The 15692-nt window shown below is 36.4% G+C and carries 15 protein-coding genes; 6 read left to right on the top strand and 9 right to left on the bottom strand.

All coding sequences use genetic code 11. The features are described 5' to 3' along the window. Window positions 1–24 precede the first annotated feature (24 nt). Entirely contained in the window at window positions 25–2826 is a 2802-nt protein-coding gene (locus tag IEX65_RS11060; protein WP_188766122.1) for a M16 family metallopeptidase, read from the bottom strand. A gap of 95 nt (window positions 2827–2921) precedes the next feature. Between IEX65_RS11060 and IEX65_RS11055 the strand changes: the two genes are divergently transcribed. After that, window positions 2922–3518: a DUF502 domain-containing protein gene (locus IEX65_RS11055; protein WP_188766121.1), complete on the top strand. Its 597-nt coding sequence runs from the start codon at window positions 2922–2924 to the stop codon at window positions 3516–3518. A gap of 73 nt (window positions 3519–3591) precedes the next feature. Further along, window positions 3592–4191: a hypothetical protein gene (locus tag IEX65_RS11050; RefSeq protein WP_188766120.1), complete on the top strand. Its 600-nt coding sequence runs from the start codon at window positions 3592–3594 to the stop codon at window positions 4189–4191. Here the strand turns inward: IEX65_RS11050 and IEX65_RS11045 are convergent. From IEX65_RS11045 to IEX65_RS11035, 3 genes are read right to left on the bottom strand one after another with little or no spacing between them, the layout of a single operon-like run. Beyond that, the gene (locus tag IEX65_RS11045) at window positions 4179–4610 is read right to left on the bottom strand and encodes a DUF3592 domain-containing protein (protein ID WP_188766119.1); all 432 of its coding nucleotides are present in this window, start codon (window positions 4608–4610) and stop codon (window positions 4179–4181) included. The two genes, IEX65_RS11050 and IEX65_RS11045, sit on opposite strands and share 13 nt — an antisense overlap. Further along, complete coding sequence (locus IEX65_RS11040) at window positions 4607–5041, bottom strand: DUF3592 domain-containing protein (protein ID WP_188766118.1); 435 nt, start codon at window positions 5039–5041, stop codon at window positions 4607–4609. Before IEX65_RS11040 ends, IEX65_RS11045 begins: the two co-directional genes overlap by 4 nt. After that, a complete protein-coding gene (locus IEX65_RS11035; protein WP_188766117.1) occupies window positions 5038–6042 on the bottom strand; it encodes a hypothetical protein in 1005 nt (334 codons plus the stop codon). Before IEX65_RS11035 ends, IEX65_RS11040 begins: the two co-directional genes overlap by 4 nt. Before the next feature lie 415 nt (window positions 6043–6457). Between IEX65_RS11035 and IEX65_RS11030 the strand changes: the two genes are divergently transcribed. From IEX65_RS11030 to IEX65_RS11020, 3 genes are all read left to right on the top strand, one after another. Next, window positions 6458–7915: a 7TM-DISM domain-containing protein gene (locus IEX65_RS11030; RefSeq protein ID WP_188766116.1), complete on the top strand. Its 1458-nt coding sequence runs from the start codon at window positions 6458–6460 to the stop codon at window positions 7913–7915. Window positions 7916–7993: 78 nt separating this feature from the next. Further along, window positions 7994–9241, top strand: a complete 1248-nt coding sequence (locus tag IEX65_RS11025) for a 3-phosphoshikimate 1-carboxyvinyltransferase (RefSeq protein WP_188766115.1) — start codon at window positions 7994–7996, stop codon at window positions 9239–9241. A 62-nt stretch (window positions 9242–9303) separates the two neighbouring features. Then, window positions 9304–10227: an aspartate carbamoyltransferase catalytic subunit gene (locus IEX65_RS11020; protein WP_188766114.1), complete on the top strand. Its 924-nt coding sequence runs from the start codon at window positions 9304–9306 to the stop codon at window positions 10225–10227. A gap of 61 nt (window positions 10228–10288) precedes the next feature. Here IEX65_RS11020 and IEX65_RS11015 read toward each other — a convergent pair whose 3' ends face one another. Then, on the bottom strand, window positions 10289–10726 hold the full coding sequence (locus IEX65_RS11015) for a DUF4890 domain-containing protein (RefSeq protein WP_188766113.1): 438 nt from the start codon (window positions 10724–10726) through the stop codon (window positions 10289–10291). A 125-nt stretch (window positions 10727–10851) separates the two neighbouring features. Between IEX65_RS11015 and IEX65_RS11010 the strand changes: the two genes are divergently transcribed. Further along, window positions 10852–11352, top strand: coding sequence for an NADH-quinone oxidoreductase subunit C (locus IEX65_RS11010; RefSeq protein ID WP_188766112.1), 501 nt, complete (start codon window positions 10852–10854; stop codon window positions 11350–11352). Between the two features lie 55 nt (window positions 11353–11407). On the opposite strand, the gene IEX65_RS11005 is transcribed toward IEX65_RS11010, so the two are convergent. From IEX65_RS11005 to IEX65_RS10990, 4 genes are all read right to left on the bottom strand, one after another. Continuing rightward, on the bottom strand, window positions 11408–13003 hold the full coding sequence (locus IEX65_RS11005) for a peptide chain release factor 3 (RefSeq protein WP_188766111.1): 1596 nt from the start codon (window positions 13001–13003) through the stop codon (window positions 11408–11410). 109 nt (window positions 13004–13112) lie between these two features. After that, the gene (locus IEX65_RS11000) at window positions 13113–13709 is read right to left on the bottom strand and encodes a M949_RS01915 family surface polysaccharide biosynthesis protein (protein ID WP_188766110.1); all 597 of its coding nucleotides are present in this window, start codon (window positions 13707–13709) and stop codon (window positions 13113–13115) included. 4 nt (window positions 13710–13713) lie between these two features. After that, a complete protein-coding gene (locus tag IEX65_RS10995; protein ID WP_188766109.1) occupies window positions 13714–14565 on the bottom strand; it encodes a hypothetical protein in 852 nt (283 codons plus the stop codon). 21 nt (window positions 14566–14586) lie between these two features. After that, on the bottom strand, window positions 14587–15624 hold the full coding sequence (locus IEX65_RS10990) for a glycoside hydrolase family 113 (RefSeq protein ID WP_188766108.1): 1038 nt from the start codon (window positions 15622–15624) through the stop codon (window positions 14587–14589). Window positions 15625–15692: the final 68 nt, after the last annotated feature.

Below are 15692 nucleotides of genomic sequence, written 5' to 3'. Positions count from 1 at the left end.
CTTTGAAGAATGATTACTATTATCTTACTTTTTCTCAGGCAAAAGTACAAACTTAGCAAAGTTTTCAGCACAGAATTGATTGGCTGCTTTTTTTACACTTTCGATGCTAATTTTATCAATCAACTGATTTTGGTAGCGATTGATGTAGTTCAAATCTTCACCATCAGAATATTGGTCAAGTAGATAAGAATTCCAGAAACCATTCTCTTTTACTTGTAATTCTACTTCACGTTTTTCTTCGGCAACTACTTTTTCAACGTCAACTTTTTCTGGGCCATTGGCTTTGATTTTGGCAATTTCATCTAAAGTGATTTTTACGAGTTTATCAACATTGGCTGGTGAACAACCAAACGAAATCGTAAGATTATATGTCGATTTTGGAAGCTTTTCGTACGATGAACGAATACTTGGTGTATAAACACCACCTGCTTCTTCACGGAGTTTTTCGGTGAGTTTAATATCTAAAACTTCGGCTAAAGCATCTAAATTTACTAATTCTTCTTCCGAATAATCAAAGTTACCGTTGAATTGTAAGCTTACACGAGCTTTATCTTCTAAGCCTTTATATACATTCTTCTCAACTTTGCCTTTTACTTTGCTAATTCCCAAATCTTTGAATGATTCCTGACGTCTGGTAGAAGGCAAGCCACCAATGTATTTTTCGAGTAAAGGTTTAATTTTTTCAATTTCAAAACTTCCAACAAAAACAAAAGTAAAATCACTGAAATCGGCAAAACGTTCTTTGTAAATTTCAATGGCACGGTCGATATTTACTTTATCAATATCTTCTGGTTTGTTTGGCGTTCGACGAAAATGATTTTGATAAAGAACCGTTGTAACAGTATCACCAAAAACTTTTTCAGGTGTGAGTGTCTTGATAGAGTTCGTCAATAATTCTTTTTCGTTTTTCAAGAAATTCTTCACTACTTCATCATCACGTCGAGGTTGAGTAACGTACGCATACATTAGTTGGAGTGCTGTCTCTAAATCTTTTGGGGTTGTACTTCCACCAATTCCTTCGGTCAACTCTCCGATATATGTATAAACTTGAGCCACTTTACCCGCCAAAGCTTTTTCGAGTTGGGTATCTGATAATTTACTTACCCCACCTTGGGATACAATCGTAGAGGCCAATTCGGCAGAAAAATAATCTGCATCGCTGTAAAGTGAAGTACCACCTTTGCTACTTGCTGAAAATACAATTTGGTCGTTTTTGAAATTTGTTGGTTTTAGAGCTACTTTCGCACCGTTTCCAAAAACAAGTTCAGTAACTCCGATTTCATCAATTTTCTTTTCCGAAACTACTTTTGTACCTTCTGGTATTTTCTCCAAAATTGGTGTCAATACAGCTTCATCTTCATAAGGTTTCAAATCAGGATTTTTATAACTGATGAGTCCTTTAAGCTTTGCTTCATCTGGTAATTTATCTTTGTCTTTTTCCGAACCTACAATTATTCCAACTCGGTTCTCTTCTTTGATTACTTTTTTGATAATCGCATTGATTTCATCGAGCGAAATGCCATCGAGTTGTTTTTGTGCAAATTCATAGCGGAAGGTCGCATCCGTAAAAGCACTTCCTTGAAGGTAGTTTTGAACTAATCCATTCACAAAAACAGCCGATTTAGTTTTATCTTTTTCTTTGAAACTCTTCTCAACACCCACCATGTATTCCTTTTTAGCACGTTCTAATTCACCTTTCGTAAAGCCAAAACGTTTCAAACGTTCTTGTTCGTCAATCATAGATTTGATGGCTGCTTCCATTCCATCTGCATTTTTAGGCAAAACAATCGTTTGGAAAACATCTAAACCTCCCAAAAATGGACTGTAACCCATAATTCCAAACACAAATGGAGCATTTGGTTTCTTTGAAGCCTCTTGTAATCGAGTGCTAATCATTTGATTGAAAAGATTTTCGGCAATATCTGTGCGATAATCAGCTTGCGTAGTAGTTTTTTCTCTCGGTAAACGAGCAAACATTTGGAAGGTAGATTGAGGAATCTCTTTATCTAAAATCTGATAAGTTTGCGTGCCTGCTGATGGCGGAATTTCATACTTTGTTCGTTTAGGAGCACTTTTAGGCGTTTTTATATCAGTAAATTTTTCGGTAATTAGTTTTTCAACTTGAGCCACATCAAAATCACCGACTGCTACAACTGCCATTAAATCTGGACGATACCAATCTTTATAGAATTTTACAATTTCTTCGGGAGGAAATGTTTTTAAAATATCTGTTTTACCAATCGGAAGGCGTGAAGAGTAGCGAGAATTATTAAATAAAATTGGCAAAAGTTTTTGTTGAATACGAGATTGTGCATTTTTGCCTCTTGTACGTTCTTCCTCCAAAATAATACCTCTTTCTTTGTTGATTTCGGCAGTATCAAGCGTTGCATAATTCGACCAATCAGCCAAAATTTGGAACGCTCTTTCAAATAATTTTGCTGAGTCGGTTGGTACTTGAAGTTGGTAAATCGTTTCGTCGAAACTGGTTGAAGCATTTAAGTCGGCTCCGAATTTCATACCTGATTTTTGCAGAAAATTCACAAGTTCGTTCTTTGGAAACTCTTTTGTTCCATTAAAATTCATGTGTTCTAAGAAGTGTGCCAGCCCTTGTTGAGCATCAGTTTCCAAAACAGAACCTGCATTGACTACCAAACGTAGTTCCATACGATTTTTCGGTTCGGCATTCTTCAGGATGTAATATTTCAATCCATTTTTCAATGTTCCAACTTTTACGGCAGGATTATTGGGGATTGGAACATTGAGCTTTTGTGCAAAAACTTGAGTAGATACAGCAAAAATGAGAATTAGGTGGATGATTTTTTTCATAAATAAACGGTTGTTTTGTGTTTAGAAAAACTTTTAACAGTGTGAAAATGTTGTAATTTATATAAAACGTGCTAATTTATCTAAAATTATTTAATATGCCCGAAAGAACTATACTTAGCCGATTACTTTCTTATTTCGTAAGAGGACTACTATTTGTTGCACCAATTGGTTTTACAATTTATATATTATTAGGAGCTTTTGATTTTGTTGATAATATTATCAGAATCCGTATCCCGACTGGTGACCCTAACCGTGACTTGATAATTCCGGGTTTAGGTTCGTTGATTATTGTTTTAGGAACAATGGTTACGGGCTTTACGTTTTCGGTGCTTTTGCCTCAAACTATTCAAAACCTTATCGAAAATGCTATTGGACATCTGCCATTGGTGCGTATTTTTTATTTTGCTTTTAAAGACTTGATTTCTGCTTTTGTGGGCGATAAACGTAAATTCACACAAGCCGCCATAGTTTTGCTCAACAAAGAAGCGGGTGTGCATAAAATAGGTTTCATTACACAAAATGATTTGACGAGTTTGGGCGTTAGTAATATGGTTGCCGTCTATTTTCCGCATAGCTATGCTTTTTCGGGTGAATTGATGCTTGTGCCAAAAGAAAACATACAAATGCTCGATATGCCGAGTGCCGAAGTGATGAAACTAATTGTTTCGGGTGGTGTATCAGTAAAAGAATAATTAGGTTAGGTAAATCGTGCAACGGTGGCCGACGCTCGGTCGCTTTTTGTTAGCCGTTAGGTAAAGAAAAATGATGAAAAAAAATCTACAACTTAAAGGAATAATCTGTTTAACTATCTTAGTTATGGTTTCATTTGTAAACCATGCTCAAGACTTTCATCTACGTCAGGCTCAAACAGTCGAGGAATTGCTCCTCAAAAAAGACCCTAATCGTACATATGCACTAATTAATAAGGAAAAATATTTAGTAGTTGAGAATCTACGCCTAAATACAAGAGATAGATTTTACGTTGGAAATCTGATTAGATTCAAGACTAAAGATGGTTTTGTATTTGAAGATGATATTTATGAAGTGAAGGATTCTTCGTTTGTAGTGACAGCTCTCAACCAAACCACGAATCGTTATGAATATGTAGAAATAAAACTCGATGAAGTAACTAAAATCTACAAAAGACCAAAACGCAAGATTGGTATTGGTTGGCAGACTTTTTCGCCTTTTGGATATTTAGTTTTTGAGTGGGCTGCTTGGGGTGTTTCTCCGCTGCAAAATAATAAGTGGCCAATAGCCGCAGCACTCACAGTTGCTCAGCCACTTTTTACGATTGTTTCTAACCAATTTAGGAGCAGAAGAATTACCGAAAATTACCGACTGAGAGTCTTTCAATCATTTTGATGGCCACCATTTGATGGCCACCCAAATACTTTGATACAAATCGCCGAAACTGTAATAAAAACTACACCTAAAATACCAAAAATAAGTATCAGAACATAGTCTTGGCTTAGTCGAGCATCTTCTGTATTTATTGGCGAATAAAATATCTCAACCTCGTCACCTACTGAGTAGCTCGAAGGTCTTGTGAAAACATCATGATAGTAGAGATGCTGTTGTTGTTTGGCGTCAAAATACTCTACGATTGGGGCTTTACTACCTTTTCTGCTTACTCTTAAATCGACAACTTTGCCTGTTGTTTTGATGGCAGTTTCTGTAAAATTAGCTTGTTTTTTATAGAAATACCAAGCCAATGCACTAAATAAAATTCCAATCGAGAGGAAAATAAACAGTACATATTTGAGTGGGTCATTTTTGCTCATGAGTTTTGGTTTTTATTTCTAAATGAAATGCCAAATACACTAAAAATTAGCCCAAAAGACAACAAAATTGTTATAGGAAAAAAACTATATCCTAAATTAATATCTGTTGGGTTTTCGGGATTATAATAAACATTTACTTGCTCGCCAATTCGATAACTTGAAGGACTTGTGCCTTCGGTGTGTTGGTATTCGTACTTGATATTTTCAGCCGTAAAATACTCAATAATTGGAACTGGTAAACTTTTGTTTTTCGGTACTTTAAAGCCAATAACTTTACCGACGGTTTCTTTACTTTTCGTAAAAAATAAATACTGGTCAATAAAAATCAATGCTGTAATTCCAATCAAAGTAAAACCAACTCCAATAAAAATACTGGCGAAGTTTTTCTCCCAAAATGTTTTGGGCTTTTTTGTATAGGCTGGTAGGCTCATCTCCACGGTGCTTTTTGGTAATACGAAACATAAGTATCTCCATCAATTACTATCATCGGGTCGCCATTTTTTGGATGATTCCGTTTTTCAAACGAATAGACTTTATAACCCTCCGCTTGCGACTGAACGTGAATTCTATTGCCTTCCAGACGCCATGTGCCTCGGTCGGCACTTTGGCTCGACGAACCGCCGTAACCACCGCCACCGTAGCCGCTTATTGAGCCTTCGGCATAATATTCGTAGCTTCCATTGGCATTAATAACAATACATTTTGAACTATTGTAACTACTCGAATAAGTTGAAGATGTATTAGCCCAGCACCATTTGCCAACAATACTTTGGTCTATTCCTCCACCCGAACTTTTGCCATAAGTGTTTGATTGTGAATTGCTTGCATTGCCACGTTGCATGACCACATTAACTCCACCACCTATGAGCGTCAAATAGTTACCGTTAACGGCGAATGTGAAAACTGTCGTACCAGTATTACCAGATGTAGTAAGAGTATTTCCTGCCACTGAATATCTAAACGGATTGCCATTATAAGTTCCAGTTTTATCATTTTTGAACACAACTGTTTCTCCATTGACTGACCATGTTCCTAATAAGTTTGCTGGGGCAATTGCACTCGTTTTGGGAATATCTGCATTAGCATTTGTAGTTATATTTGGAGTTGAGTTAACCGAACTTGTACCTTTTGAAAATGTGATGGGTGCATCTAAATCTCCGCCCGAAAGCGTTAGTTTGTTGTTTTGTAGTAGATATTTATAAATCGTTGTTTCACCATCTTGTTTGACGGATAAGGTTGAGGGCGTGCTTGTGTAAGAAATTCTTTCGCCATCAAAATTTCCGCTTCCGTCGGAGTTGAGTTCTAAGACCATCGCAAAACCGAATTCATTATTGCTCCACTTTCCTATTAATTGAGGTTTGGAAGTTTGAACTTTTGTGCCAATTTGTGCAAAGGCATAAACCGAGAAAAGTATAAAAAGAATAGTTTTCATAAGATATTTTATTGAGTTCATGGAATACGAAATCCTAAGATTTTGCCGAATATGACTAAGATTCGAATCTGCCAACTCGGCGGAGAGTTTAGGTGAATAGTGTTTTTAAATTTCTGATGAAGCATGGCTAAATAGATTTTGGAGTTTATCTCTTTTTGAAGCTTTACCTTTTTCAGTAAAAACAATGTCTCTAAAGCTGCAAAAAAAATATTCAAGTCGTTTTCGGATATTTGCTCATAGATAATCAAAAAATTCTGATTCGTGAGCAGTGTTTTCAATTCATTGAATATTATTTTTGAGTTTGACATACAAATCCTCGTCAAGTAATAACTGCTACAAAACACCCATAAAATATCATCACTTTCAATACCTCATTTGTAGTATTTTGCTTAAATTGAGCCAAAAAATGTTTTATATGCGTTATTTTCTATTGCTTTGGCTACCAATTTTTGCCTTCGGGCAAGATTTTGTTGTGCTTCCAAAAGAAGTAGAAAAAAAAGAAATTCGTGAGATAATATATACTATAAAAGACCTTTCTGATTCGATTAATATTACTGAAATTCTGAAATCTGAACCTCAGTGGTGGCAAAAATCAGTGATAGATATACCAAATTTTGGATGGGGAAAAAGAAGTGCTTGGCTAAAATTTGATGTGAAAGCATTGGTCGATAATCAGTATTTACTACAAATAAATAGTTCTGTTTTCGATGACCTAAGTTTTTATTTAGTTCACAATAAACGGATAATTCAAGCATACGAACATCTCAGTCGAACAAGTTCAGTCGATGCTCGGCCTTATCATCACCGAGATTTTGTTTTTCCATTAAAACTTTCAGCTGGTCAGCATTACACCATTTATCTACACGGTAAATCCATTTTGAATACCAATAAATTTCCGCTGATTATTTGGACACAGAAAAGTTTTGAGCAAAACGACCGTAAAGTCAACTTATTTTGGGGAATTATCATTGGTGTTTTTACGCTCATTGCAGTCATCAATTTTACAATTGGCTTACTCCTAAAGCTGCGGATTTTTCATTTTTATGGATTCTATGTTTTAGGAATCATCATGGTTTTTTTTCATCTCGAAGGATATTTGTATGAATACCTGCCCATAAATCTCATAAAAAACAGCTTTTTCGACCTCTCTCATCTTTTTACTTATAGTTTTTTATTTTGGAATATACTTTTTGTGATGGCCTTCACAAAGGTTTCATTGGCTAATCGGCCAATTTTTGAGCGGAGTTTACGTGTTTTAGCATCGTTCTTTTGCATTTCATTGATATTTGCTGTGTTTTCTCCTCTCTGGTTGTCATTCGTTTCAGATACTTTCCTGCAAGTTTATGGTTGGTTTGGTCGAGGATTTCTCATCTTTTCTATTCTAATGCTTTTTGTGAACGTTTTTATGAGCGTTCGGCAAAACTATCTATCAATGATTTATTTAATTGCTGTTGTGCCTGCCATACTGTTATACTTAATTTCACAATACTTCAATCATATTTTTAATTTATGGTTAGTTCAACCTTACGTATATCTTCTCGGATTTCTGATTGAATTAGTGATACTTTCAATAGCTATGTTTTTTAAGGTAAAAAACTATCTATTCAAGAGCGGGACTGCTGTGTCAGTTGTAAATAATATTGAAAATGAGCCAGTTACAACAGGAAATGCCTCAAAAAAAGAGATTCTATCGAAACGAGAAATCGAAATTATCACGGCTTTTGCTAAAGGGTTTACATATCAAGATATAAGTGATGCCATGTTTATTAGCCCGCACACGGTGCGAACGCACATCAAAAATATTTATCAAAAACTCGACATCAATAGTAAAGCCGAGGCGGTCAAGATAGCCATCGAACAAGGTTGGCTTTAATTTAAAAGCATTTTTTTGACCTACATTTTACGAGTTTATTTTTATCTTTGCGACCGAATACAGAACCAAAGCAAATTAATGGATAAGATACTCCTCCGTAAAAGCACCAGCCCTTTCGACGTAAAAATAGCCTTAGCTTCTTCAAAATCTGAAAGCAATCGAGCTTTAATCATCAATGCTTTAGCAAAAGACAGTAGCGAAAATTTATTGAATCTTTCTACGGCACGTGATACACAAACCATGATTCGTCTGTTGAAATCAACCGACCAAACAGCCGATGTGATTGATGCAGGCACAACGATGCGTTTCTTGACGGCCTATTTTACGGCAACGAACCAAAACAAAATCATGACTGGCACGCCACGTATGTGCGAACGTCCAATCGGGATTTTGGTTGATGCACTTCGTACGCTCGGTGCAGAAATTGAGTATCTTGCCAAAGAAGGCTATCCGCCTTTGCATATTAAAGGTTTTGCCGAACAAAAATCAAGCGAAGTGACGATTCGTGGCGATGTAAGTAGTCAATACATTTCAGCTTTGTTGATGATTGCTCCAACGTTGCCACAAGGACTAACCATCAATCTAACTTGCGATTTAGGTTCCATTCCATACATCAAAATGACACTTGAGCAAATGAAAGCTTTTGATGTAAATTATGATGCTAATTGGGAAGCTAAGACCATAAAAGTATTACCAAGTGTTTATCGGTCAACTACTTATAAAGTTGAGTCTGATTGGTCGGGAGCGAGTTATTGGTATAGTATTGTAGCACTTTCTGAGTTTGAAAATACACAAGTCGAACTACTTGGCTTGAAAGAGAATTCATTGCAAGGCGATAGTGATATTGTGAATATTATGAGTCATTTGGGTGTGAAAAGTACATTTACAGCCGATGGCGTATTATTGACTAAAATTCCTGCCGAAACTACCTTAAATTGGGATTTTACGAATTGTCCAGACCTTGCTCAAACCGTGGCCGTAACTTGTGCTGCCAAAGGAATCGAAGCGACATTTACAGGTATTGAAAGCCTTAAAATCAAAGAAACTGACCGAGTTTTGGCACTTCAAAACGAATTGAAAAAATTTGGCGGCGATTTGGTGGAAGTTGAAAAAAATACAACTTATAAAGTAAAAAGCAGTCAGCCATTATCAATTGTTAATTATCCATTATCCATTCACACATACGACGACCACCGCATGGCGATGGCGTTTGCACCGTTGGCAATGATGATAGATGTGACAATCGAAGAACCAAACGTAGTAGTGAAATCTTACCCAAGTTTTTGGACTGATTTACAAAAAATAATCAGTTTTGACAACTTTTGAGAAGTTGTCAAAACTATAAAAACTTTTTTGTTTAACTTTGCAAAACTCTTCACAAAAACACAATGCAATCAATTAGTACAAAGCATCTACTAGGAATAAAAGACCTTACGACCAACGACATAAATTTGATTTTAGAAACAGCTAAAGAATTTAAAGACGTTATCAACCGACCGATTAAAAAAGTTCCTTCTCTGCGTGATGTTACGATTGCTAATGTTTTTTTTGAAAATTCTACCCGTACCCGACTTTCCTTTGAATTAGCCGAAAAACGCCTTTCGGCCGATGTCGTAAACTTCTCAGCATCAGGTAGTTCGGTAAAAAAAGGTGAAACTCTGCTCGATACTGTCAATAACATTTTGGCAATGAAAGTCGATATGGTCGTGATGCGACACAGCAGCCCTGGAGCTCCACATTATTTATCGAAACACATCAAAGCCAATATCGTAAATGCAGGAGATGGCACGCACGAACACCCAACGCAAGCTTTACTTGATGCGTTTTCGATGCAAGAAAAAATCGGAGATTTAGCGGGTAAGAAAATTGCTATTATTGGAGATATTCTTCACTCTCGTGTAGCATTATCAAATATTTTTTGCCTACAAAAACTCGGTGCCGAAGTGATGGTTTGTGGACCCAATACGCTTCTGCCAAAATATATTAGAGAAATTGGCGTAAAAGTTGAGCATAATGTTCAAAATGCTCTTCAATGGTGTGATGTGGCAAACGTATTACGAATTCAACTCGAACGCCAACAAATCAAGTATTTCCCATCGTTGAGAGAATATTCTTTGTATTTCGGTATCAACAAAAAAATGCTTGATGAATTAAACAAAGAAATTGTATTGATGCACCCCGGCCCAATCAATAGAGGAGTAGAATTAACATCTGATGCGGCCGATTCGCATCATTCAATCATTCTCGACCAAGTAGAAAACGGAGTGGCCGTAAGGATGGCCGTACTTTATTTATTGGCTCAACAAAATTGATATTTAATTTGGTAGAACGTCCAGTTTGGACGTTCTACCAGATATTTTTTAGTTGCCGAAATTACCTTCTACCTCTTCTTTCTTTTCGGCCTTCTTGCATTTCAGTTTTACGTTTTTCCTGTTCTTCTTTAAATTTCTTTAATTGCTCAGGATTAAGTACCGACTCATATTTTTTACTCAAATCTTCATGATTTGCCTTCATTTTTTCACGAGTTGCCTTCATTTCAGCTTTATGAGCGGCACGTAATTCTTCTTGTTTTTTAGCTTGTTCGAGGTTGATTGCCAAAACCTTTTTGTACTGTTCGTCGGTAAGGTTTAGATTTTTTTGCATACGTTTGGCATATACTTCTGCACGTTCTTCGGCGGTGAATCTTGCTCCTCTTCTGTCAGCTCTTTTTTCGTGTGGAGGTCTTTCTCTGTGAGCGGGTTTTGCATCTTGTGCGAAAGTTCCAAAGCCCAAACCAGCCATTAATAGTGTTACAAAAATTGCTTTTTTCATTGTAGTATATTGTTTTAATAATGAACACTTACACAAATTAGAGCGAATATTAAGGCAATAGTTTAAACATACTCTGAACAAAAACTGCTATTTTTGTTTAAATTAACATTTTTTAAGGAATCGAGATGAGCTTTAGTGAAATTAAAGAATTGATAATCAATATGTTTGGTGAAGAAATCATTCTGAAAGAAGATTTGACTTCGCCACAGCATAGCATAACAATACCCAACGAACGTTTGCTGGAGGTGTGCCAGTTTCTGCACGTTCAGCCAAAACTCTATTTCGATTTTTTGGCTTGTATTACAGGTATTGATAATGGCCCAACTGTCGGAACTGTTGAGGTCGTCTATCATCTAACATCTATTCCTTACGAACATAGTTTTGTATTAAAAGTGGAAGTGCCACGCAATCAAGATGGGGAGCCATTACCAAAAGTATATTCGCTGACACCTATTTGGAAAACGGCCGATTGGCACGAACGAGAAACGTATGATTTAGTTGGAATTGAATTTGTCGGGCACCCCGATTTGCGAAGAATACTTTTACCAGCTGACTGGGAAGGGCATCCACTCCGAAAAGATTACCAAGAACAAGAAATCTATCACGGAATAAAAGTGAAGTATTGAGAGAGTTCTGAGTTTAAGTACACTCAGAACTCTAAACTCAGAATTCAAAACTCTTTTAATACTGCAAAGCAGTTTTAAACTCAGATGTAGTATGAAACTGAATATCAGGGTTATTCTGAATATTCATTCGTAGAATCCAATCAGTTTCGGCCAAAAATACTGGGTTTTCATCTTTGTCATAAGCAATGAAATTACTTTTTAGACGAATAAACTCAGCTAATTTGGTTTTATCTTCACAAGTTATCCAACATGCTTTTGAATACGGACGAGCTTCAAAAACGCAACTTGCCGAATATTCATTCAATAAACGGTGCTGAATTACCTCAAATTGAAGTTCACCAACAGTTCCGATAATTTTTCTATTTCCCGGCTGAATCGTAAATAACTGGGCAACTCCTTCATCGGTTAATTGCTGCACACCTTTCTCCAACTGCTTCGATTTCATTGGGTCTTTGTTGATTACCTCTTTGAAAATCTCAGGAGAGAAACTCGGAATACCAGTAAATTGAAATTCTTCGCCCTCGGTAAGTGTATCACCAATTTTGAAAGTACCAGTGTCATATAAACCAATTACGTCGCCTGGGTAAGCATCTTCTACAACGTCTTTTCTATCAGCCAAAAATGCAAATGGACTGGCAAAACGCATTTCTTTGTTCAGGCGTACGTGTTTGTAGAATTTCCCACGATTGAACTCTCCGCTGCAAATACGTAAGAATGCAATTCTATCACGGTGACGTGGGTCAATATTTGCGTGAATTTTGAATACAAAACCACTAAATTTATTTTCGTCAGGTTCAACCATTCGTTTGTCGGTCATGCGATGCACAGGTAGTGGCGAAACATCACAGAATGTATTGAGCAATTCCATCACACCAAAATTACTCACGGCACTTCCGAAAAACACAGGAGCTAAATCACCCTTTAAGTAAGCTTCTTTATCGAAAGTATCATAGATTCCATCAATCAACTCCACATCTTCACGTAATTGTGCGGCATCTTTTGCTCCAACTTTTTGGTCTAAAACCTCTGATTCTAACTCAATTACATCAATATCATCTTCCAAACGAGTTTTATTGACCGCAAAGTGATTCATTTTCTTTTCGAGTAAATGATACACCCCTTTGAAATTTGAGCCACCATTTACTGGCCAAGTGATTGGACGAACTCGTAAACTCAATTTTTGCTCCAATTCATCTAATAAATCGAATGGATTTTGTCCTTCACGGTCCATTTTATTTACGAAAATGATAACTGGAGTTTTACGCATTCGGCAAACCTCCATTAACCTTTCGGTTTGCTCTTCTACACCTTTCACGCAGTCAATTACCAGAATTACACTATCCACAGCCGTTAGCGTGCGGTAAGTATCTTCAGCAAAATCTTTGTGACCAGGTGTATCAAGGATATTAATTTTTAAAGCTCGGTATTCAAAAGTCATAACCGATGTTGCCACCGAAATACCACGTTGCTTTTCGATTTCCATAAAGTCAGAAGTCGTTGACTTCTTGATTTTATTTGATTTTACAGCACCCGCAGTCTGAATAGCACCGCCAAAAAGGAGTAGTTTTTCAGTCAATGTGGTTTTTCCTGCATCAGGGTGGGCAATGATGGCGAATGTACGGCGTTTGTGCAACTCTTCAGTAAATGACATTTTTGAATCTTAATTTTTTAAAACGAGTGCAAAATTAAGGAAAAAATGTCAAAATAACGTCGGCAAGGTTCAAAACCTTGCCGACGTTTGTTAATTTATGCGGGTCAAATCAAAACTCAGGAGAGAATTTATCCCAAAGTTTATTGGCTTGGTCTTGAATTGGTTTGGAAAGTTTTTTAAATGAGCTATCTGCGACTTTTTCTTTCGGAAAATCAAATCCTCGAGGTAGGGTTTTTCCTCTGATAGCGGCTTTATTGCCATTTTCGATAACCATTAGTTTTAATCCAATTGGACTAACATCGCTGCGACATCCTAATTTGTAGAGAAATGTGATTTCGGCATACTTATTTTTGTCCAAATCAGTAATTCGGAGCGACTCTGGCAGCAATTGGATGTCGTTATCAAATTCACAGTGTTCTTCTTTATCCGTTATCTGGCGGAGCAAAAAAAGTTCTTTATTGCTTTTCTCGACATAGTGCTGAACTAAAATTGCTTTCGTCACCCATTCGTCTGACCTATTTTGTAGGGTTGTGGCAACTAAATAATTTTTGCCATTTTTATCTTCAAATTGTAGTGCCTTATCTACTATGGCATCATCCGAAACTATTTTTCGTAAAATTGAAGGTTCAATGTTTTTGGTGGCTATTTGTTGTGAAAAACTACTTATACTGATAAAACAACTAATAAATACTATTATTTTCTTCATATTTCTACATTGCTCCCCAATATCTTGAAGCTTCTTTTATGGTTTCAAATTTATTTTTGTTGGATTTTGCGTATTCTATATTTGCACCTTCGGCACCAGCCCAGTCGATGATGATTTCGATTTCATTTTTGTTATTCATAAATGCACCAATGATTTTAATGGCATCATTCGGAAATTCTCCACCATCATCTACTCGCCAAGTTGAGCCTGCATCGTATTTGGCTGGATAGTCTCTGTATATGTATGATGTACCACCGATGACTAAACTTGCTAATACACTGTCTTTTTTAGGTTCAAAAATGACTAAATATGCTTTTTGTCGCTCAGCTAAATGGGCAATTTCCCATGCCTGTTTCACTTTACGGTTTTTATCTTTTGCAATGAGTAATTTGATTTTTTCATCAACCAAAATAGGTGTTTCTATTTTTTTTAGAAGTACAGGTTTGTGATTTACAGCAAAATTATAGTTGAAGAGAACAACTGTTTCATTGGGATTAACTTTATCTCCATTTAGCATACTAAACAACTGACCTTTACAATTATCAATATTCTGAGCAACTAAATTGATGCCCTTCTCATTGCCTGCTTGTGTTTTTAGGAATTTGATTGGCGTTACTTCTGCATTTTTATCAATAGTTTGAGTTAGTTCTCTTGGTGATATTCCATCCTCAAAAGCTAAAATTTTATCACCATTTTCGTTACTAAAACCAAAGGTTATAAATTCTTCTGTTTTATCGACATTCTGAGTGGTAGCTGTCGCTATGGTGTCAGTTGATACTTCTTTTTGTGTTGTTCCTTTTTTTGATTGACAGGCAAGTGAAAAAGCTAAAATTGAAATGAAAGCAATGCTTTTCATAGGTATAATACAGGTTAGGTTTTAATTATTCTTAAAATATTCTTTCAAAACTACCTCGCCAATTTTGCCTTGTGGGGTGTATTTATCTCTGAATTTATGTTTTCTTCCTTCGTCATTTTCTCTTTTTAAGTCAGGAAACCATTTCCAGATAAAACAGCCTGCCAACCAGCTTTCTTTCCAAACTTCTTCAAAAAAAGCTTTATAAGCATCGGCTTGAAGTGCATCATTATCGGGATGTTTTGAGTAAGATTCCCAAGGCTTTTGGGTAGTAAAATCAGTGCTTTGATAGCCGATTTCGGTAAATAGAATTGGTTTTTGGATTTTTCTGCTGAATTTTTCTAGGCCGGTGCGGTGTTTCTCCCAACCTTTTTTGATAGCTTGTAAAGAAGGTGATTTTTCTTCGGCCAATGGGAAATATCCATCAACTCCCACAAAATCAAGTTCTGCCCAAAATGGCACTTTATCATAGCAGTCCCAGTTTTCGGCGTAGGTTAATTTTCCTTTGTAAACGCTTCTTATATCTTTGATGATTTTATGCCAAAAATCAGGTCGTTTTTCTACGAAATTCTCAAATTCGGTAGCAATACAGTAAATTTCAACTTTGGTTGAATCGGCAACTTTGGCAAAGTCGAGCAAATATTCTCCGAAACTTTTCTCGAAAGTTTGCCATTCAGCTTCGGTTTTGAAGTCTAAATCACCCGTGAAAGTACTGCCCGTGCTGCTTTGTACCCAAGCGTGCGGCTTTAGCATCACTTTCAAGCCTTTTTCGTGGGCCATTCGTACACATTCGCTCACACCTTTTGGCGATTCGCCCCACCAATGCCCATCAGATGATTTATTGTATCTAAATTCTGGACTTCCGTCACGAGTAAAGCCGTAAGGCGTAAGGGCAACCCATTCGGCGTGAATGTTTTTTACATTATCAAATTCAGTTGCCTCAATTTCACGAGGAGGAGCCACAAAACAAACTCCCTTTAGTTTCTTATCTTCAAAAATGACAGCTTTGTTTTGGCAGCTAAAGCATAGACTTATAAAAATGATTGAGAGATATTTGAACATAGGGTTATGAGGGCAAATTTGAAAAAAGTAGAATATTTTTTATAAAATTGAGAAATAGTAGATAGTTT

This window comes from Emticicia aquatilis, from assembly GCF_014644295.1.
GTDB classification, from domain to species: Bacteria; Bacteroidota; Bacteroidia; order Cytophagales; family Spirosomataceae; genus Emticicia; species Emticicia aquatilis.
This window is presented reverse-complemented; position numbering and strand designations above follow the sequence as displayed.

Coding starts and splice junctions, on each gene's coding strand:
- IEX65_RS11025 (WP_188766115.1), top strand. CDS start 7,994: ATGGATAAGATACTCCTCCGTAAAAGCACCAGCCCTTTCGACGTAAAA.
- IEX65_RS11000 (WP_188766110.1), bottom strand. CDS start 13,709: ATGAAGAAAATAATAGTATTTATTAGTTGTTTTATCAGTATAAGTAGT.
- IEX65_RS11020 (WP_188766114.1), top strand. CDS start 9,304: ATGCAATCAATTAGTACAAAGCATCTACTAGGAATAAAAGACCTTACG.
- IEX65_RS11015 (WP_188766113.1), bottom strand. CDS start 10,726: ATGAAAAAAGCAATTTTTGTAACACTATTAATGGCTGGTTTGGGCTTT.
- IEX65_RS11060 (WP_188766122.1), bottom strand. CDS start 2,826: ATGAAAAAAATCATCCACCTAATTCTCATTTTTGCTGTATCTACTCAA.
- IEX65_RS11040 (WP_188766118.1), bottom strand. CDS start 5,041: ATGAGCCTACCAGCCTATACAAAAAAGCCCAAAACATTTTGGGAGAAA.
- IEX65_RS11005 (WP_188766111.1), bottom strand. CDS start 13,003: ATGTCATTTACTGAAGAGTTGCACAAACGCCGTACATTCGCCATCATT.
- IEX65_RS11050 (WP_188766120.1), top strand. CDS start 3,592: ATGAAAAAAAATCTACAACTTAAAGGAATAATCTGTTTAACTATCTTA.
- IEX65_RS11045 (WP_188766119.1), bottom strand. CDS start 4,610: ATGAGCAAAAATGACCCACTCAAATATGTACTGTTTATTTTCCTCTCG.
- IEX65_RS11055 (WP_188766121.1), top strand. CDS start 2,922: ATGCCCGAAAGAACTATACTTAGCCGATTACTTTCTTATTTCGTAAGA.
- IEX65_RS11035 (WP_188766117.1), bottom strand. CDS start 6,042: ATGAAAACTATTCTTTTTATACTTTTCTCGGTTTATGCCTTTGCACAA.
- IEX65_RS11030 (WP_188766116.1), top strand. CDS start 6,458: ATGCGTTATTTTCTATTGCTTTGGCTACCAATTTTTGCCTTCGGGCAA.
- IEX65_RS10995 (WP_188766109.1), bottom strand. CDS start 14,565: ATGAAAAGCATTGCTTTCATTTCAATTTTAGCTTTTTCACTTGCCTGT.
- IEX65_RS10990 (WP_188766108.1), bottom strand. CDS start 15,624: ATGTTCAAATATCTCTCAATCATTTTTATAAGTCTATGCTTTAGCTGC.
- IEX65_RS11010 (WP_188766112.1), top strand. CDS start 10,852: ATGAGCTTTAGTGAAATTAAAGAATTGATAATCAATATGTTTGGTGAA.